This is a genomic window from Dactylosporangium sp. CA-152071 (genome assembly GCF_050936335.1).
Classification (GTDB): Bacteria; Actinomycetota; Actinomycetes; order Mycobacteriales; family Micromonosporaceae; genus Dactylosporangium; species Dactylosporangium maewongense.
This window is the reverse complement of sequence record NZ_JBNJMZ010000001.1, coordinates 2,312,712-2,329,428: the sequence shown is the minus strand read 5'-3', so window position 1 is coordinate 2,329,428 and position 16,717 is coordinate 2,312,712. Positions and strand designations below refer to the sequence as shown.

Below are 16,717 nucleotides of genomic sequence, written 5' to 3'. Positions count from 1 at the left end.
CTCCCCGCTCCGGGCGCTGCTCCCCGCTCCCAGTGCCAGGCGACGGCGACGGGCGCTGCAGGACTGCACACAACCTGCAAACGCGACAGCCGTACAAGCGGCGCCGGCTCCCTTAGAGTGACCGCCATGCATGCGGTGGTGGTGCCGTTCGCCGGGGAAGGATCCGGGAGCGGAGAACTGTCGTGGGGCCAGCTCGACGTGTGGCTGAAGATGCGCCGGCTCGGGCGGTCGTTCGCGATGGGTGGGGCGCGGCCGCTGCCGCCCGGCGCGACGGTCGAGGACGTCGCCGGTGAGCTCGCCTACCTCATGGGGCGCTACGAGTCGATGCGCACCCGCTTCATTCCAACCGCCGATGGATTGCCGCGGCAGGTGGTGCACGAAAGCGGCACGATCGACCTGGAGGTCGTCGACGGCGACGCGGAATCCGTCGCCCAGCGGTTCCGGACGACGCCCTTCGACTACGAGCACGGGTGGCCAGTGCGGATGGCGGCCGTCGTCGACGGGGACCGGTGCACCCACGCGGTCCTGGTCATGTCGCACCTGGTCTTCGACGGTGCGGGCGCGGTCGTGATGATGGCCGAGACCGCCGCCCGCACCCCGCTGCCCGTGCGGGGCGCCGCACCGCTCGAACAGGCACGCCAGCAGGCGCTCCCGGCGGCGCGCCGACACAACCAGGCCGCCCTACGCCACTGGGAGACGCGGCTGCGGGAGATCCCCGTGCCCGTCGTGGCGCCGTCGCGGGACGTGCGCAGCCACCGCTACCACCAGGGCGTCTACCGCACGACGGCGCTCCCGGCGGCGCTGCTCGCCGTGGCGGAGGAGCACGGCACCGACACGGCCGCCGTGCTGCTGGCCGTGTTCGCGACGGCGTTCGCGGCGGTGACCGGCGTGGTCGTGCTGCCGCTGCGGCTGATGGCGAGCAACCGCTTCCGCGCCGAGCTCGACGGCAGCGTCAGCCCCGTGTCGCAGAACGGCCTGTGCGTCCTCGACACGACCGGCGACCTCGGGACCGTCGTGCGCAGGGCCCGCGGCGCGGCGATGGCGGCGTACAAGTACGCGTACTACGACCGGCGCGACCTCGAGGCCCGCATCGCCGCCGTCGCCGCCGACCGGGGCGCCGGGGTGGACCTGGACGTGAACTTCAACGACCGCCGGTTCGGCGGCTCGCTGCGGCCCGTCACGCCGCCGGCCGGTCCGGACGGCGAGTTCGCGTGGGTCAGCGCGCACGACGACCCGCAGTCCGGCTTCTTCCTCAACGTCGACGGGTCCGACGAGGTGCTGGAGCTGACGGTGTACGTCGACAGCCACTTCCTCGCCCCGTCCGACGCCGCCAGAATCCTGCACGAGATGGAATCGGTGGCGTCCCGCGCCGGGGACCGGGCCGCGGGCGCTGTCGGCATTGCGGCAGTAGGGCCCTGACCTGGGCGTTGTGGTGCGGACACCACAATGCGCCTGGTCCTGCCACGACTGACCGGCCCCCGCCGCCGCCCGCATCCTGGTCCGCATGTCAAGCCTGAACTCCGGCGCCGGCCTCGCGCGGCTCACCGGTTGCATCCTGACGCTCGTCGCCTTCGTCACCGCGGGCGTCTCCGCCCTCCTCTTCGTCACGCTGCCCGCCGCACCCACCAGCGACGACCTGATCGCGGCCGCGGCGGTCGCCGGGGTCACCGTCGTGCTGTTCGCCGTCGGGGTGCCGCTGTTCGTCATCGGCGCGCGGCGCTTCGCCCGGCAGCGGCGCGTGCTGCGGACGGGCACGCCCTGCCTCGCCACCGTCACCGCCGCCCACAACGTGACCAACGCCGAGAACGACGACCCGGTCGCCCGCATCACTCTTGCCGTCCCGGTCCCCGGCGGCACCGCGACCGCCGTCGTCCGGCAGGTCGTCCCGCAGCGGCTGCGCCGGACCGTCAGGCCCGGCGCCGTGCTGCCCGTCCGCGTCGACCCGGCCGACCCGGCGTTCGCCGTCATCGACTGGGAGCACGCCCAGCAGCGACACCGCATCGCCGACGACGCCGCGGCCCACGTCGCCGTCGACGTCGCCGCGGGGCTGCTGTTCTAACGACGGCGGCGTACGACCGCGACCGCCTGTCGCTTTCCTGCCCGCCGTCGTCTCCGACACCGGCCAGCCCAAGCTATCGCCGGCCACGACGGCGGCGCACGACCAGGCGACCGGCAGCCACGCGCCACGGCCCCTCGTCAGCGGCAACGACTGCAGGGGTCGTGCGGACCGGCACCAGATGGACGTCAGGCGCGGACGGCGGGCTCCGCCGCGACCGGTGCCGGGGTGCGTGGCCGGCTGATCGTGCCGCGGGCGCCGAACACCACCCGCAGGATCGTGCCGGGGGTGAGCAGCGACGTCGGCGGCGCGACGAGGTTGAGCACCCGCAGGAACGCGGCACCGAGGTTCGCGTCGCGGGTCGCCGCCCGGTGCAGCCGGTGCACGAACGCGTTGACGAACCGGACCTTGAGCGTCCGCCGCCCCGGGACCTCGGCGAAGCGCAGATCGGTGCCGACCGCGATCGACCACGGTCCGTCGACGATGCGGGCGGCCTGCCGGAAGAACCGCCGCGCGAGCCCGGTGGTGCGGCCGCCGGAGGTGTTGAGCAGGCGCCGCAGCAGGAGCGCCTCCAGCGCCGCGACCGTCATGCCCTGGCCGTAGATCGGGTTGAAGCTGCACAGCGCGTCGGCGACGACGAGGTAGCCCTCCGGGAAGCGCCGCAGCCGCTCGTACCGGCGCCGGACGCTGGCCGGATAGCGCATCGTCACCGGATCGCCGGCCGGCACCGCGCACCGGATGATCGTCGCCAGGTGCGGCGCGGCGAGGCTGTCGGCGAACGCGGCCATCCCGGCGTCGTCGGTCGGCGGGCGCTCGCCGAGCATGCCGTTGAGCGCGACGGCGACGAGCCCGTCCTCCTGCGTCGCGGCGATGCCGGACCGCGGCGCGCCGGGCACCGCGTTGGTCAGCACCCCGGACATCCCGTCGAGGTGTTCGGGCCGGTACTCGTACCGCCGCGTCACGTACGTGACGTCGACCTGCACCCGCTCCTCGGCCGGCACCGGGAAGCCGGCCGCCGACAGCCACAGCGGCCCGCGCGACGCCCGTCCGCCTGCGTCGACGACGAGGTCCGCGGCCAGCGTGTCGCCGGTGCTCAGGTGGACCCCGGTCACGGCGCTGCCGTCGGCGGACAGCACCAGGCCGGTCACGTCGGTCCGCGCCACCAGCCGCACGCCGGGCAGCGCGAGGACCCGCTCGCGGATGGTGTGCTCCAGCAGCGGCCGGCCGACCCCGGCGGCGACCAGGTCCGAGGGTGCCCGCCGCATCAGGTATCCGTCGTTGTACCAGTGGACCTGCCCGTGCAGGTCGACCATCGGCGCCCCGGCGTCGCGCAGCTGCGCGGACAGGCCGGGAAACAGCTCCTCCAGCGCGGTGCGCCCGCGGGCCAGCAGGACGTGCAGCTGATGGTCCTGCGGCACGCAGCGGCGGTGCGCCGGCGCCGCGCCGAGCGTGTCGCGGTCGAGCACCACGACCCGGCCGAAGTGTTCGCGGAGCACCCGCGCGGCGAGCAGCCCGCCGATGCTGGCCCCGATGACGACCGCCGTCGTGTCCCCTGTCACGCCCAGCAGCCTATGGATCACACACGGTCGATGTCGTCTCCGTGGTTGCGGTCTGCGGCGCTCAGGCTCCCGGCGGGGGCGGCCAGGCGAGGGCCCGCAGCACCGAGGGCTCGCCGTTGACGACGTCACGGTCATGGCTGTGCCGCTCGCCCGGGTCCCCTGGCCGGTACTGCCACAGCGCGAACGTCGTCCAGCCGGCGGGCAGTTTCGGCGGCTTCGCGGTGTACCCGGCGATGTCCAGCGGATGGTCGCCGAACGACGCGTCGTTACCCGTGCACGGGTTCCACCAGTTGGTGTTCGTGTAGATCATCGGCTTGCGGCCGACGCCCCGCTCGATCCGGTCGACGAACGCGTGGATCCAGGCCCGCATCTGCGCCGGCGTGAGCCCGTAGCAGGCGTCGGTGCGCACCCCCGCGTACGGCCACTCCAGGTCGACGAACGGCACCAGCGTCCGCGCGTCGCGGGTGAACCGGGCGTGCCGCAGGAAGTGCTCGGCCTGCCCGACGGGGTCACCCCGGTCCGGCCGCGCGTACACGTAGGCGCCGACGTACCGCCCGGCCCGCCGCGCCGCCGTGTAGTCCGCCGCGAAGTGCGGGTTGACGTACGTGCTGCCCTCGGTCGCCTTGATGTACACGAACGCGCTGCCGGCCGCGACCTCGGTCGGCCAGTGGATGCCGAACTGCCGGTGGTCGTGGCTGGAGATGTCGATCCCGCCGACCGGGTACCCCACCGGCCGCTCCGCCTGGATCGCCGCGACCGCCGCCAGCACGGGCGGGTCCGCCGGCGGGAGCGGCAGCAACGGCGCCGATGCGACCGCCCACACCGGCGCGGTCACCAGCAGCGACCAGGCCGCCACGCCCCGCGGGTGCCGCCGGGTGAACCCGGCCGCGGCCCGCCACAGGCGCCGCGACGCCGGCACGAGGCCCGCGACGGTCGCACGGGTCAGACGCCACACCGTCCCCGGAGCCTTCGTCACCGCTCCAGTGTGCCCCGCCCCCGCCCACCCGGCCCGCCGCACCGATCCACGCCCGCCCCGCCACGCCGCGATGTGCTATTGAGTCGGAGTGACAACTGGCCGGTACACCCAATGATCACCGGGCACGACTCGCTGTTCGTGCAGGGCAAGGGGTACCGGTTCGATCCCTACCGGGCCACGCTGGTCACCGCCGGGCTGACCCTCGTCACCCTCGTCACCCCAGACCTCGACAGCGCGTTCTCCCAGAGCCTGCTCGCCATGCTGACCGAGGAACTGGCGCTCCAGGCCAACGCACGGATCTGACCGGCAAATGATCAGCATGTGCTTCGAGGTTCCCGGGCCGGCGTCGCCGGGGTCCGTGAGGTGGGAGCGGGCCGGTGGCCGTGATGCCGCGTCGCTCACGGACACCGACCTGCGGTACAGGCTCTTCCTGGTCCACGTCGAGTTCACGGTGGATGGCGTCGAGGTGCACCAGGTTCGTGGACACCGCGTACGCGCGCCTGGTCGCGGAGCACCCCGACCTGGCGCGCAACGCGGTGATGCGACGGTTCGCGCCCGGCTGGAACTGAAGCGGGCGGTCCGGGCTACTTCGGCAGGCGGATGACGAGCTCGACGCGGCGGTTGAAGGCGCGGCCGGCGACGCTCGCGGAGCCGTCGGTGTTCTTCTCCTCGACGAGGGGCTGGGTGCTGCCGAGGCCGACCGCCGTGACTGAGCTGGCCGTGACGCCGTGACTGGTGAGGTACGTGCGGACCGTCTCGGCGCGGCGCTGGGAGAGGGTCTGGTTGGCGGAGGCTGAGCCGGTGGCGTCGGTGTGGCCGCGGACCTGGATCGTGCCGTTCGGGTAGAGCTTGTTGATGACCTTGATGGTGTTGTCGAGGGTGTCGGTGCTGCCGATGTCGGCGCTGCCGGTCGCGAAGAGGGCGTCGCTGTTGAAGGTGACGATGTAGACGTGGACGCCTTCGGGGGTGCGGGCCTCCAGGATCGAGCCGGAGACGCCGGTGAGGTCGACGTCGGGGCCGGGCAGGCGGTACAGGGAGTCCTTCACGAGACGGGTGTCGTTCTCCGGGTCGTGGGCGTTGCCGATCTGGCACGGGATGCGCAGGACCAGGCCGGCGCCGAAGTCCTGGGTCGCGCAGGTCGGGTCCTTCTGGCCGTCGCCGTCGTAGTCGTCGAGGCCCGGCTGGGCGCCCGGCGGCAGCGACGCCTCCGGCTCATCCGAGGAGGACGTGGCCGCCGAGGAGGACGTGGCAGCGGGAGCGGCCGTGCCGGTGGCGGGGCTCGCGGCCGGCGAACTGGCGGAGTCGCAGCCGGCGAGCAGCACGGCGGCGAGCAGCAGCGCGCCGGCGACCGCGGCCGGAAAAAGCGGAGCGGCGGCGGTGTGACGCCGGGCAGGTCTCATGGCGCGGAGCGTAGGCAGCCGGGAGGGGCGACGCTTGTCACAGGCGGGTAGCCGACACCCGCGCGTCACTCAGTCGGGTGCCGGCAGGCATCCACCATCGGCGATGCCGCCACCGGCCTCGACCGTGGTGCGGGGCGGGCCGTGCTCGCCGAAGACGTACCCGATGCCGGAGTTGCCGCAGAACAGCAGCCCACCGCCGGCGTTGGTGTCCAGCCGGCCGGGCTTGCGGCTCTCCACCTCGGCGAGGCCGGCGCCGGTCAGCACCCCCTCGATCGACGGACCGTCGAAGCGGCCCTCGGCGCGCAGCCGGGCCAGTCCCGCCTTGACCTGCTCCACGCACGGTTGCAGCGCCGCCATGTACTGCGGAGGCAGCGCGCGGCGCTGCCGGAACGCGTTGTTGGCCTGGTCGTTGAGCCGGAACTGCTCCTCGGGATCCAGGGAAGCCGAAGCAGAAGGGACAGCAGACTATGCCACTTCCCGGGTGAGGCGCGCGGGCGATCGGCGTCGCCGGGTGGTTGGCGGGCTCGGCCATGGGTACGAACGGCGCTCTGACGAGAGGTGAGCACCATGCCGCACGACCGCATCGCCGAACTCATCGCCCCGCTGCGGGTCCGTCCCGGCTCGAAGGTGCGCCTGCCGAAGGACTTCGATCCGGGGTACACCGGCGACCTCATCGACAAGGCGGCCGGGACCGAACTGTTGCAGCGCGGCGTGGCCATGCTCGCCGACTTCCAGTCGCGGCTCGCCGCGCAGCACACCAACGGGCTGCTCGTGGTGCTGCAGGCGCTCGACGCGGCCGGCAAGGACGGCACGATCCGGCACGTGATGAGCGGCGTCAATCCGCAGGGCGTGCGGGTGCACAGTTTCAAGGTGCCGTCCGTGGAGGAGCTCGACCACGACTTCCTGTGGCGGTACGCGACCCGCCTCCCGGCCCGCGGCGAGATCGCCATCTTCAACCGGTCGCACTACGAGGAGGTCCTCGTGGTGCGGGTGCACCCCGAGCTGCTCGACCGCCAGCGGCTGCCGCCGCGAACCCGCAACGGCTCGGTGTGGCGGCGCCGGTTCCAGGCCATCAACAACTTCGAGCGGCACCTCACCGACAACGGCTTCCAGATCGTGAAGCTGTTCCTCAACGTGTCCAAGGAGGAGCAGCGCAAGCGGCTGCTCGCCCGCATCGACCGCCCCGAGAAGAACTGGAAGTTCTCCGCCGCCGACCTCCACGAGCGCGGGTTCTGGCGCCGGTACCAGCAGGCCTACGCCGACATGCTGACGCACACCAGCACCGAGCACGCGCCGTGGCACGTGATCCCGGCCGACCACAAGTGGTTCTCCCGCATCGCCGCCGCGGCGGTCATCGTCAACGCGCTGGACGGGATCGACCCGCAGTACCCGGTCCTGGACACGCGGGCGCGCCGCGAACTCCAGGAAGTCCGCGGCGCGTTGGAAGAGGGATGAGATCAGACCGTCTGGCGTGCGGTGGCGCCGTTGGAGCCGAGCAGCGACGCCTTGGCCCGCTCGTACTCGCGGTCGGTGAGTACGCCGCGCTGCCGCAGGTCGGCGAGCTTCGCGAGCTCGTCGGCGCTGGAGGCGACCCGTGGTGTCGTGGGGGTCTCAGCAGCGGCCTCGCGCACGTACTGCCGGAACTGGGCCTCGTGCTGCTGTGCGCGCTGCACGGCCCGCTCGTTCATCGACCGACCCCGGGCGATCAGGTAGGTCAGTGCGCCGATCCACGGCAGCACGATGAGGAACACTGTCCAGGCGGCCTTGCCCCAGCCGGACACGGTCGGATCCCGGAAGAGGTCGGTGATGATGCTGACCATCAGCCAGATCCAGGCGAAGACGAGCATGAACCACAGGGTCGACAGCACGACTTCGCCGAACGAGACGTCCATTGCCTACCTCCGAAGGCTTCTCACCCGGGTGAGTCCCGGTCTCCTTCAGCGTGAGCCGGTCGGGGGGAGAGTCCATCGCCCTCGGAGGGTGAACGGGGGCCGCGGCGCGACCGCGGCCCCCTGAGCTGTCAGGCCGGGACCACCCATCGCTGGCTGGCGACGTTCGCGTACTCCCAGATGTGGATCTGGGTGCCGTCGGCGGAGGCGCCGCCGAGGGCGTCGAGGACCTTGCCGGACTGCGGGTTCAGGATCGAGCCGTTCGCCTGCGGCATCCAGACCTGGGAGCCGGTGCCGTTGCAGGTCCACAGCTGGACCTTGGTGCCGTTGGCGGTGCCGGCGTTGTCGACGTCGAGGCACTTGCCGAGCGCCTGGTACGTGTTGCCGACCCGGCTCCAGCGCTGCGCGGCGGTGCCGTTGCAGGTCCACAGCTGGATCTTCGTGCCGTCGGCGGTGCCGGCGTTGTCGATGTCCAGGCACTTGCCGGCGATACCCGTGATCGGGCCGGCCGTCGTGCCGGTCTGCGAGTACACCTCCAGCTCGTACACGCGGGCGTAGGCGTCCGTGGTGGTGAACCGCACGTACCGGGCGGAGACCGCGGCGAAGTTGTGCGTCGTGATGTTCGCCGTGTTGCCGGTGACGGTCGCGCGGGTCGTCCACGTGGTGCCGTCCGTGCTGGTCAGCAGGTTGAAGTTGCTGCTGTTCGCGACGTTCTCCCGGCCCGCGCCGGCGTGCCGGACGACGATCTGGCCGACCGACCTGGCGGCGCCGAGGTCGACCTGCAGCCACTTGTTCGCGCTGTTGGAGCACCACTTGTCGGCGGTGCCGCCGGAGACGGTGCCGTTGACGGCCTTCGCCGGGCTCTCCGCCGCGATGCAGGAGCTGTCCGCGGTCGCGGCCGCGTTCAGCGCCAGGTTGGCGACGGTGGCGCCGCCCGGGATGGAGTTCAGCGTGTACCACGCCTCGGTGTTCCACAGCGACAGCCCGCTGCTCGAGCTGAACGGACGCGGCGACCGCATGTGCACGACCCGGCCCGGCTTGCGCCCCGACACGGTCAGGGAGACCTTCTTGCCGTCCGCGGACAGGGTCGCGGCGGTGACGGTCAGGTTCTCCTCGTCGACCTTCGGGCCGCCGTAGGCGGCGGTCGGCTCGTACCGCCACTGCTTGAACTTGTACTTCGAGACGAGATCCGTCGCGGTCGCCGCCGACAGCGGCTGGGTGTACTCGATCTCGAACCCGGCGGCGGTGGCCCGCATCGCGAGCATGTCGAACACGGCGGTGCCGTTCGGGGTCAGCTTCTGCAGGCCGAACAGGAGCTTGCCGGACTGGCCCCAGTTGCCTCCGGCGCCGAGCCCGCCGAGGTAGATCGCGCCGTCGGGGCCGATGTTCACCTCGGAGATGCCGGCCTCCAGGCCCTGCGTCATGCGGAAGAGCGCGCCCTGGTACTCGCCGTTGACCTTCTCCAGGTACGCGCGCTGCAGGCCGCCGTACGTGACGTCACCGATGAGCAGCTGGCCCGCGTACACGCCGGTGGGCATGACGATCGGGGTGCTTGGCGAGTTCGCGATCTCGTTCTGCGGCATGTACAGCACCGGCGGCGTGACGGCGTTGTAGTCGAACGGGCCGGCGGGGGTGTTGTAGTGGTTGAAGAAGCGGCCGGGCTTGATCTGCACCAGCTTCGACGAGGGCAGCCAGCCGCCCTGGTTGTCGGTGACGAACAGGCCGTTCTCCGGGCCCCAGCCGATGCCGTGCGGCGTGCGCAGGCCGCCGGCGACGTACTCCACGGCGCCGGTCGCCTTGTTCACCTTGATGGACGTGCCGCGGTTGGCCACGGGCTGCGGGACGGTGCTCGCGCCGCCGTAGTCGATCGGCACCGACAGGCTCAGGTAGAAGTAGCCGTCGCGGTACAGCAGGCCGAACGCGAACTCGTGGAACGCGCCGCTGAACGGCCAGGTGGCGACGGTGTTGTACTGGTCGGCGACCTCGTCGCCCGTGGTGTCGACGAGCGCGGTCAGCTTGCCCTTCTCGCTGACGTACACGATGCCGTCGACGACCTTGAGCCCCATCGGCTCCTTCAGGTTGCCGGCGATCTTCTTCCTGGTGACGTTGCCCGGGCTGGTCGAGCCGCCGGTGTTGCCGAGGATCCAGACCTCGCCGGCCTGCGACGTGCCGGACTGGTCGTTGCCGCCCCAGGTGCAGATGACGAGGCGCCCGTCGGGCAGCCAGTCCATGCCGGTGACCTTCGGCTCGAAGCCGCTCGGGCGCAGGTTCGTCAGCGTGAACCCGGGGTGCACCGAGGTCAGCGGCAGGCCGTCGCCGGGGGAGTCGCCGGCGCCCTCGCACTCCTTGCGGCCGGGCGCGGTCACCCGCACGACGCCGGCGTCGGTGCTGAGCACCGAGTTGGGCACGAGCACGAACGCCGACGAGCCGGGCGTCTTCCACTCGAGGGTGATCTGCTGCCCGCCGTCGCGCTCGAAGTGGTCGATGCGCAGCGCGTGGTAGCCGGTGGTGAGGGTGACGGTGCCTTCCTTCGGCGGCGTCGCGCCGTGCAGGCCGTCGTGGTTGATGACGGTGGCGCCGTCGATCGCCAGGCGCGAGCCGTCGTCGCTGCTGAGCCGGAACGTGTAGCTGCCGGCGGTGGCGATGTTGACGTTGGCGATGACCTGCGAGACGAAGAGGTTGTCGAATCCGAAGTCGGCCGGGGTGGTCCAGTTGATCGTCGGCATCAGCTTGTCGACGTTGGGGGTCTGGCCGGTCTTGAGGGTGCAGAGGGCGCTGAGCGGGGTCTGTACGTCGTAGACGCGCAGGGTCACCCCGGGCTCCTGCGCGGGGATCGCGCTGGCGGGCGCGGCCCAGACTCCGATGGCGGCAACGGTAGCGGCGACAGTGGCGGCGGTGAGGAACCTGCGCACCATGCTTCCTCCTGAGGGGGTTGGAAGCGTCTCGATGGCGGTCGGGACGCGAAGCAGGCGGGCCTATCGACGCCGACGACTGGACCACCTCGCCGGAAGATTAGGCAGTTCCCATCGACATGTCCATACCTTTCGACGTTCTCAGCAAAAGTTTGTGGCCTCGCTACAGAAGGCGACCGTTTTGCACCCGAAGCCCGCGTCAGCGGCCCGGGAGCGCTGGAAACCGTAGGCAGTGACAACCCCTCAAGATCCGGAGGTCGCGCCATGCGGTTCCGTCTTCGCGCCGCCCTGTCCCTCGCGGTCGGCACCGCGCTCGCCGGCGCCGGCGCCACCTCCTCCGCGTTCGCGGCCCCGCCGGCCGTCTCCGAGCAGGACCGCGCGTTCGCCACGGCGGCGGGGCGCGGCGGCGCGTTCGAGATCGCGGCCGGCCGGCACGCCAGCATCAACGCCCAGGACGCGACGATCCGGGCGTTCGGCAGCCGGATGATCGTCGACCACACCGCGGTCGGCAACTCGCTGCGCGGCCTCGCGGTCGGCCTGGGCCTGACCGTGCCTGAGCAGCTCGACGCGGAGCAGCGGGTCGTGTTCGCCGCGCTCTCGTCGATGACCGGGCCGGCGCTGGACTGCACGTACGCGATGGTGGAGTACTTCGACCACGTCGCGGCGGTCGGCGTGTTCGAGCGGGAGGCCCAGACCGGCACCAACCCGGAGCTGCGCTCGCTGGCCGGCACGATGCTGCCGACCGTGCGCGACCACCGGAAGGCGATCGCCGACGCCCTCACCGACCTGGACTGCGCCGCGACGTCCGCGACCCCGGCGCCGACGGTTCCCGCCGTGCCGTCCGTCCCGGCCGTGCCCACCGTGCCCGTTGTGCCGTCTGTTCCGGCGGTGCCGACTGTTCCCGCGGTGCCGACCGTGCCCGCTGTGCCGACGGTCCCCGTTCATCCAACAGTGCCGGTAATTCCTACGGTGCCCGTGGTGCCGACCGTGCCCGTTGGGCCTACGGTGCCTGCCGGGTCCGCGGTGCCGGTCGGGCCGGCAGTGCCCGGAGGGCCGGTGCTTCCCACGTCGGCGGGCTGAGCGGTCGAGGCTGAGCGGCCGAGGCTGAGCGGTCGAGGCTGAGCGGTCGAGGCTGAGCGTCACCCCCTTGGGAGGTGTCGCCGGGCGGTGGGGCCGCTAGCGTCGGTCCCGTGGCGACGCTGGTGTCCGTGAACGTCGGCCTGCCCAAGGACGTCGAGTGGCAGGGCAGGACCGTGCACACCGGCGTCTGGAAGGCGCCGGTCGACGGGCCCGTCATGCTGCGCCGGCTCAACCTCGACGGCGACGGCCAGGGCGACCTCGCGGGCCACGGCGGCGAGCAGCGGGCCGTCCTGGTCTACCAGCTCGCCTCCTACCGGTACTGGAGCGAACACCTCCGGCGCGACGACCTGACGCCCGGCATCTTCGGCGAGAACTTCACCGTCGACGGACTGCCCGACGACGAGGTGTGCGTGGGGGACAGGTTCCGCGTCGGGAGCGCCGTCGTCGAGGTGACCCAGCCGCGGGTCACCTGCTACCGGGTCGGGCTGCGCCTCGGCGAGCCCCAGCTGCCGGCCCTGCTCGTCGCGCATCACCGCCCCGGCTTCTACCTGCGGGTCATCGCCGAGGGCGAGGTCCGCGCCGGCGACGACATCGTGAAGGTCGCCGACGGCCCGGAGAGCATCACCGTCGCGGCGGCCGACGCGCTGCTCTACCTGCCCGGCCACGACCGGGCCACCGCCGCCCGGGCACTGCGGATCGAGGCGCTCAGCCCCGGCTGGAAGGACTCCCTGCGCGCCCTGCTCGACCAGCCCGGCGGCGAAGGCAACGCGGGCCTCGCCGCGGTCGCGCCGCCGCCGGCCTGGCCCGGGTTCCGCCCGCTGCGGCTCGTCGGCGTCGAGCGCGAGACCGCCGACGTCCTGTCGCTGCGGCTGGAGGCGCCCGACGGGAGCCCGCTGCCCGCCGCGGAAGCCGGCCAGTTCCTCACCCTGCGCCTGGCGCCCGGCCTGGTGCGCAGCTACTCGCTGTCCGGGGAGCCGGGCGGACCCTCGTACCGCGTCAGCGTGAAACTCGAGCCCGACGGCGCCGGCGGCCGCTACCTCCGCGACCACGCGCGGGCCGGTGCCACCGTCGACACAGCCGCACCCCGCGGCACGTTCACCCTCGACCGGTCGGACCGTCCGGTGCTGCTCGTCTCCGCGGGGATCGGCGCCACCCCGCTGCTCGCCATGCTCCACGACCTCGCCGCCCGCCGCGCCGACCGCCCCGTCTGGTGGCTGCACGGCAGCCGGGACGGCGCCGCCCACGCGTTCGCCGCCGAGGTCCACGCGCTGCTCGGCGCGCTGCCGTCGGCGCGCGAGGTGATCTGCTACAGCCGCCCCCGCCCGCAGGATCTGCTCGGCGGCGCACGGGAAGGCCGCCTCGACGCGACCGTCCTGCGCGGGCTGGACCTGCCGCCGTCGGCGGTCGCCTACGTCTGCGGGCCGGCCGGGTTCATGGACGACGTCACGACCGCCCTGACCGCCGCCGGCGTCGCCGACATCCACCGGGAGCAGTTCACCGCTCTTGCAGCGGTGACGCCAGGTGTACGCACATCCGTGGCCGGACCGCCCCGGTCACGCCCGGGCCCCGGCCCATCCGTCACGTTCGCGCGCAGCGGCGTCACCGCGGGCTGGACCGGCAGCGACGGCACCCTGCTGGACCTCGCCGAGACCTGCCGCGTCCCGGTCCGCTGGTCCTGCCGGACCGGCGTCTGCCACACGTGCGAGACCGGCCTGCTGTCCGGCGATTTCGCCTCGAATCCGGAGCCCGTCGACCCGCCCGCCGGCGGCATCGTGCTCATCTGCTGCGCCCGCCCGCTGACCGACGTGGCCCTCGACCTCTAGAGACGAGCTCAGGAAGTGGCCGGCCGCAGGTCCAGCATCAGCAGCACCTTGTCGAAGCGGCGCTCGCCCACCGCGACGAAGCGGGGCAGCCGCCCGTACACCTGGAAATCCAACGACTGATAGAGATGCAGCGCGTTGTGGTTGTCGCCGCGGGCGTCGAGCGTCAGGACCTCGATCCCGGCGCGGCGGGCGTCGTCGACCAGCGCCACGGTCAGCGCCCGGCCTATGCCCCGCCCGTGGACGTCGGCAGCGACCGCGATCTTCTGCAGGTCGGCGTTCGGTCGGTGGGTCGGCCGGGCGTACCGCAGCCAGTAGCCGAGCCCGACGAGCCGGTCGCCGTCGTACGCGGCCCGCAGCGCCCCGTCCCCGTCGGCCACCGCCGCCGCCACCCGCCCGAACAGCTCCGCGACCTCGCCCACGTCCGGCGGCTCGACCCACCCGAGCGCCGCTCCGCCGGCGACGAGCCCGGCGAGGATCCCGTGCGCCGCCATGACGAACGCGTCGTCGACGACCGCGGGCCGGGTGCTCGGCTCAGCCACAGGACGTCAGCAGCAGCACCTCGGCCGGCCCGGCACGGAACGCCCGGTTGGTCTCGTCGTGCCGGCCCGGCAGGGTCTTGATGAGCACGACGGCTCGCACTGGTGCAGACATGCGGCGGAGCCTAACCAGCCGCCCCACGGGGCGGCCAGCCGGTTTTCAGTGGACCAGGACGATCTTGCCGCGGGCGTGGCGGGTCTCGCTCAGCTCGTGGGCGGCCGCGACCTCGGCGAGCGGGAACGCCGCCGCGACCGGCACCCGCAGGCGGCCTTCTGCGGCGGCCAGGACCGCGATCGGCAGCGCGTGCACGGCCAGGGGATCGGCGGTGCCGACGGCGTCGCCGGTGGCGTCCGCCGGGGCGCCGTGCGACAGGTGGACGCCGTGGGCCGCCGCGGTGAAGTCGGCGATCGTGACCACGCGGGCGGGGTCCCCGGCGATGGCGACGAGGTCGGGCAGCGCCCCGCCCGCGCAGTCGAACACCGCGTCCACACCGCAGGGCGCCAGGGTCCGGACCCGGTCGGGCAGGCCCGGGCCGTACGTCACCGGCTCGGCGCCGAGGGTGCGCAGGAAGTCGTGGTTGTGCGCACTCGCGGTGCCGATGACGGTGGCGCCGCGGGCGGCGGCGAGCTGGACGGCGACGGTGCCCACCGCGCCCGCCGCGCCCTGCACGAGGAGCGTGTGGCCGGCGCCGACCGCGAGCCGGTCCAGGACCCGCACCGCCGTCTCGGCGCTGCCCGCCGCTCCGCCCGCCTCCTCCCAGCTCCACGCGGCCGGCTTCGGCGCCCAGGCGGTCAGGACGGCGTGGTCGGCGTTGGCGCCGCGGGTCGTCATGCTCACCATGCCGAAGACCTCGTCGCCGGCCCGCACGCCGGTGACGCCGGCCCCGACCTCGTCGACCACGCCCGCCGCGTCGAAGCCGGTCCGGCACGGGAACGTCGTCGGCACCAAGTCCCGCCAGCGCCCGGAGCGGATGGTCACCTCCCCGGGCGAGACCCCGGAGGCCCGCACAGCGATCCGGACCTCGCCTGGCCCCGCGTGTGGCGCCTCGACCTCGGTGACGTGGACGACGTGGGGCGGCCCGTACTGGGTGAACTGCACTGCTCGCATGGCGCCCGACCGTAACGGACCACCCCGTCCGTTTCGTTAAAGTGAGAGCGGTGACGGTACAAGTGAAAGCCCGGTTGCGGTCGGACGCCCGCGACAACCGGGGCCGCATCCTCGCCGTCGCCCGCCTCGCGTTCGCCGCCGACGGGCCCGACGTGCCGATCCGCGAGATCGCCCGGCGCGCCGAGGTCGGGCCCGCCACGGTCTACCGGCACTTCCAGACGAAGGAGGCGCTGCTGACCGAGGCGTTCGCGGAGCAGATGACGATGTGCTCCGCGGTCGTGGCGGAAGGGCTGGCGGCGGCCGACCCGTGGCGCGGCTTCTGCCACGTGATCGAGCGGCTCATGGAGCTGCACGCGCTCGACCGCGACTTCGCCCGGGCGTTCATGTCGGCGCTGCCCGCGTCGGCCGGCCTCGCCGCCGACCGCGACCGCACCCTGCGGCTGCTGCTGGACCTCGTCGCGCGGGCGAAGGCGGCGGGCCGGCTGCGCCGGGACTTCGTCCTCGAGGACGTCAGCCTCGCCCTGATGGCGAACGAGGGCATCCGGGCCGCCGCGCCCGAGCTGCGGCTCGCGGCGTCGCGCCGGTTCGCGGCCCTGATGCTCCAGTCGTTCCAGGCGGACCCGGTCGCGGCGCCGCTGCCGCCACCCGTCAGGTTGCCGCTGTCCCGATAATGGCTCCATGGGGGAGCGGTGGGGCGCGGCCGTCGGATGGGCGCCGGCGGTGGGTGGCGTGCTCGGGTTCGCCTCGTTCGCCGCGGACCTGCTCGACGGCGACCTGCGGACGGTGCTGCAGCTGACGGCCAGCACCGGGTTCGCGTGGGGCTACGCCGCGTTCGTCGCGGCCTTCCCCGCCCGGTCGATGCGCACCGCCGTCGCCGCGGCGGTCGTCGTCCTGGCCACGGCGACGGTCGGCTACTACGCCCTGAACCTCGCCTCGGACCGCTGGCGCGCGCAGGGCCTCCTGCCGGTGCTGACGGCGATGGCGTACTGGCTGCTGCTGTCCGTCGTGGGCGGGGCCGTGCTCGGCGCGCTCGCCCACCTGGTGCGGTCCGACCGGCCCCCGGTGGCCGCGACCGCCGCCGGGCTGGCCTGCGGCCTTCTCGCGGGCGCCGGCATCCAGATCGTCGCCGATCACTTCGTCACCGGCGACTTCGGCGGGATGGCCCTGGCCGAAGGCTTCGCGCAGGCCTTCGCCGGCGTCGCGGTCACGGTGTGGATGTTCGGCCGCCGCCGGGGCCCACGGGCATGGCCGAGGTTCGCCGTTGTCGCCGTCGTCGCCTGTACCGCCGCGGCCGCCGCCTGGGACGCCGTCGAGTCCGTCCAGGTCGCCGGCTTCTGACCCCTGCCTCGTGATCCGGAAGACTTCTTGTCGTCAGAGC

Annotated in this window: 16 protein-coding genes; 8 read left to right on the top strand and 8 right to left on the bottom strand. The window is 73.2% G+C overall.

Features of this window, described 5'->3' with window-relative positions; all coding sequences use genetic code 11:
• The first annotated feature begins 126 nt into the window (after window positions 1-126).
• Both ACQEVZ_RS10210 and ACQEVZ_RS10205 read left to right on the top strand, forming a co-directional pair.
• Entirely contained in the window at window positions 127-1,419 is a 1,293-nt protein-coding gene (locus tag ACQEVZ_RS10210; RefSeq protein WP_433364484.1) for a condensation domain-containing protein, read from the top strand.
• Between the two features lie 85 nt (window positions 1,420-1,504).
• The gene (locus ACQEVZ_RS10205) at window positions 1,505-2,059 is read left to right on the top strand and encodes a hypothetical protein (RefSeq protein ID WP_433364481.1); all 555 of its coding nucleotides are present in this window, start codon (window positions 1,505-1,507) and stop codon (window positions 2,057-2,059) included.
• 185 nt (window positions 2,060-2,244) lie between these two features.
• On the opposite strand, the gene ACQEVZ_RS10200 is transcribed toward ACQEVZ_RS10205, so the two are convergent.
• Together ACQEVZ_RS10200 and ACQEVZ_RS10195 are read right to left on the bottom strand one after the other, a co-directional pair.
• Window positions 2,245-3,615, bottom strand: a complete 1,371-nt coding sequence (locus ACQEVZ_RS10200) for an FAD-dependent oxidoreductase (protein ID WP_433364474.1) — start codon at window positions 3,613-3,615, stop codon at window positions 2,245-2,247.
• Between the two features lie 61 nt (window positions 3,616-3,676).
• The gene (locus tag ACQEVZ_RS10195; RefSeq protein ID WP_433364471.1) at window positions 3,677-4,591 is read right to left on the bottom strand and encodes a GH25 family lysozyme; all 915 of its coding nucleotides are present in this window, start codon (window positions 4,589-4,591) and stop codon (window positions 3,677-3,679) included.
• Window positions 4,592-4,702: 111 nt separating this feature from the next.
• Here ACQEVZ_RS10195 and ACQEVZ_RS10190 point away from each other — a divergent pair, with 111 nt between their 5' ends.
• Window positions 4,703-4,894 (top strand): hypothetical protein, encoded by a 192-nt coding sequence (locus ACQEVZ_RS10190; protein WP_433364468.1) that lies wholly within the window; start codon window positions 4,703-4,705, stop codon window positions 4,892-4,894.
• Window positions 4,895-5,175: 281 nt separating this feature from the next.
• Here ACQEVZ_RS10190 and ACQEVZ_RS10185 read toward each other — a convergent pair whose 3' ends face one another.
• Both ACQEVZ_RS10185 and ACQEVZ_RS10180 read right to left on the bottom strand, forming a co-directional pair.
• Complete coding sequence (locus tag ACQEVZ_RS10185; protein WP_433364465.1) at window positions 5,176-5,991, bottom strand: OmpA family protein; 816 nt, start codon at window positions 5,989-5,991, stop codon at window positions 5,176-5,178.
• Between the two features lie 69 nt (window positions 5,992-6,060).
• Window positions 6,061-6,327 carry a hypothetical protein gene (locus ACQEVZ_RS10180; protein WP_433364462.1) on the bottom strand — a complete coding sequence of 89 codons (267 nt, stop codon included), beginning with the start codon at window positions 6,325-6,327 and terminating at the stop codon, window positions 6,061-6,063.
• A 231-nt stretch (window positions 6,328-6,558) separates the two neighbouring features.
• On the opposite strand from ACQEVZ_RS10180, the gene ACQEVZ_RS10175 reads away from it, so the two are divergent.
• Window positions 6,559-7,446 (top strand): polyphosphate kinase 2 family protein, encoded by an 888-nt coding sequence (locus tag ACQEVZ_RS10175; protein WP_433364459.1) that lies wholly within the window; start codon window positions 6,559-6,561, stop codon window positions 7,444-7,446.
• A 2-nt stretch (window positions 7,447-7,448) separates the two neighbouring features.
• On the opposite strand, the gene ACQEVZ_RS10170 is transcribed toward ACQEVZ_RS10175, so the two are convergent.
• Together ACQEVZ_RS10170 and ACQEVZ_RS10165 are read right to left on the bottom strand one after the other, a co-directional pair.
• The gene (locus ACQEVZ_RS10170; RefSeq protein WP_433364456.1) at window positions 7,449-7,883 is read right to left on the bottom strand and encodes a PLDc N-terminal domain-containing protein; all 435 of its coding nucleotides are present in this window, start codon (window positions 7,881-7,883) and stop codon (window positions 7,449-7,451) included.
• 128 nt (window positions 7,884-8,011) lie between these two features.
• Window positions 8,012-10,795 (bottom strand): ricin-type beta-trefoil lectin domain protein, encoded by a 2,784-nt coding sequence (locus tag ACQEVZ_RS10165; protein ID WP_433364453.1) that lies wholly within the window; start codon window positions 10,793-10,795, stop codon window positions 8,012-8,014.
• A gap of 261 nt (window positions 10,796-11,056) precedes the next feature.
• On the opposite strand from ACQEVZ_RS10165, the gene ACQEVZ_RS10160 reads away from it, so the two are divergent.
• Both ACQEVZ_RS10160 and ACQEVZ_RS10155 read left to right on the top strand, forming a co-directional pair.
• On the top strand, window positions 11,057-11,872 hold the full coding sequence (locus tag ACQEVZ_RS10160) for a DUF4142 domain-containing protein (protein WP_433364450.1): 816 nt from the start codon (window positions 11,057-11,059) through the stop codon (window positions 11,870-11,872).
• 110 nt (window positions 11,873-11,982) lie between these two features.
• Window positions 11,983-13,695: an MOSC domain-containing protein gene (locus ACQEVZ_RS10155; protein WP_433364447.1), complete on the top strand. Its 1,713-nt coding sequence runs from the start codon at window positions 11,983-11,985 to the stop codon at window positions 13,693-13,695.
• Between the two features lie 8 nt (window positions 13,696-13,703).
• On the opposite strand, the gene ACQEVZ_RS10150 is transcribed toward ACQEVZ_RS10155, so the two are convergent.
• The gene (locus tag ACQEVZ_RS10150; protein ID WP_433364444.1) at window positions 13,704-14,234 is read right to left on the bottom strand and encodes an N-acetyltransferase family protein; all 531 of its coding nucleotides are present in this window, start codon (window positions 14,232-14,234) and stop codon (window positions 13,704-13,706) included.
• A gap of 157 nt (window positions 14,235-14,391) precedes the next feature.
• Window positions 14,392-15,339, bottom strand: coding sequence for an NADP-dependent oxidoreductase (locus ACQEVZ_RS10145; RefSeq protein ID WP_433364441.1), 948 nt, complete (start codon window positions 15,337-15,339; stop codon window positions 14,392-14,394).
• 50 nt (window positions 15,340-15,389) lie between these two features.
• Between ACQEVZ_RS10145 and ACQEVZ_RS10140 the strand changes: the two genes are divergently transcribed.
• Together ACQEVZ_RS10140 and ACQEVZ_RS10135 are read left to right on the top strand one after the other, a co-directional pair.
• Entirely contained in the window at window positions 15,390-16,010 is a 621-nt protein-coding gene (locus ACQEVZ_RS10140; protein ID WP_344509695.1) for a TetR/AcrR family transcriptional regulator, read from the top strand.
• A gap of 7 nt (window positions 16,011-16,017) precedes the next feature.
• Entirely contained in the window at window positions 16,018-16,677 is a 660-nt protein-coding gene (locus ACQEVZ_RS10135) for a DUF6518 family protein (RefSeq protein ID WP_433364438.1), read from the top strand.
• The last annotated feature ends 40 nt before the right edge of the window (window positions 16,678-16,717 follow it).

Bases quoted from the DNA above. Each gene is read 5' to 3' on its own strand.
- ACQEVZ_RS10170 (WP_433364456.1), bottom strand. From the start codon at position 7,883: ATGGACGTCTCGTTCGGCGAAGTCGTGCTGTCGACCCTGTGGTTCATG.
- ACQEVZ_RS10135 (WP_433364438.1), top strand. From the start codon at position 16,018: ATGGGGGAGCGGTGGGGCGCGGCCGTCGGATGGGCGCCGGCGGTGGGT.
- ACQEVZ_RS10185 (WP_433364465.1), bottom strand. From the start codon at position 5,991: ATGAGACCTGCCCGGCGTCACACCGCCGCCGCTCCGCTTTTTCCGGCC.
- ACQEVZ_RS10165 (WP_433364453.1), bottom strand. From the start codon at position 10,795: ATGGTGCGCAGGTTCCTCACCGCCGCCACTGTCGCCGCTACCGTTGCC.
- ACQEVZ_RS10210 (WP_433364484.1), top strand. From the start codon at position 127: ATGCATGCGGTGGTGGTGCCGTTCGCCGGGGAAGGATCCGGGAGCGGA.
- ACQEVZ_RS10160 (WP_433364450.1), top strand. From the start codon at position 11,057: ATGCGGTTCCGTCTTCGCGCCGCCCTGTCCCTCGCGGTCGGCACCGCG.
- ACQEVZ_RS10145 (WP_433364441.1), bottom strand. From the start codon at position 15,339: ATGCGAGCAGTGCAGTTCACCCAGTACGGGCCGCCCCACGTCGTCCAC.
- ACQEVZ_RS10175 (WP_433364459.1), top strand. From the start codon at position 6,559: ATGCCGCACGACCGCATCGCCGAACTCATCGCCCCGCTGCGGGTCCGT.
- ACQEVZ_RS10205 (WP_433364481.1), top strand. From the start codon at position 1,505: ATGTCAAGCCTGAACTCCGGCGCCGGCCTCGCGCGGCTCACCGGTTGC.
- ACQEVZ_RS10190 (WP_433364468.1), top strand. From the start codon at position 4,703: ATGATCACCGGGCACGACTCGCTGTTCGTGCAGGGCAAGGGGTACCGG.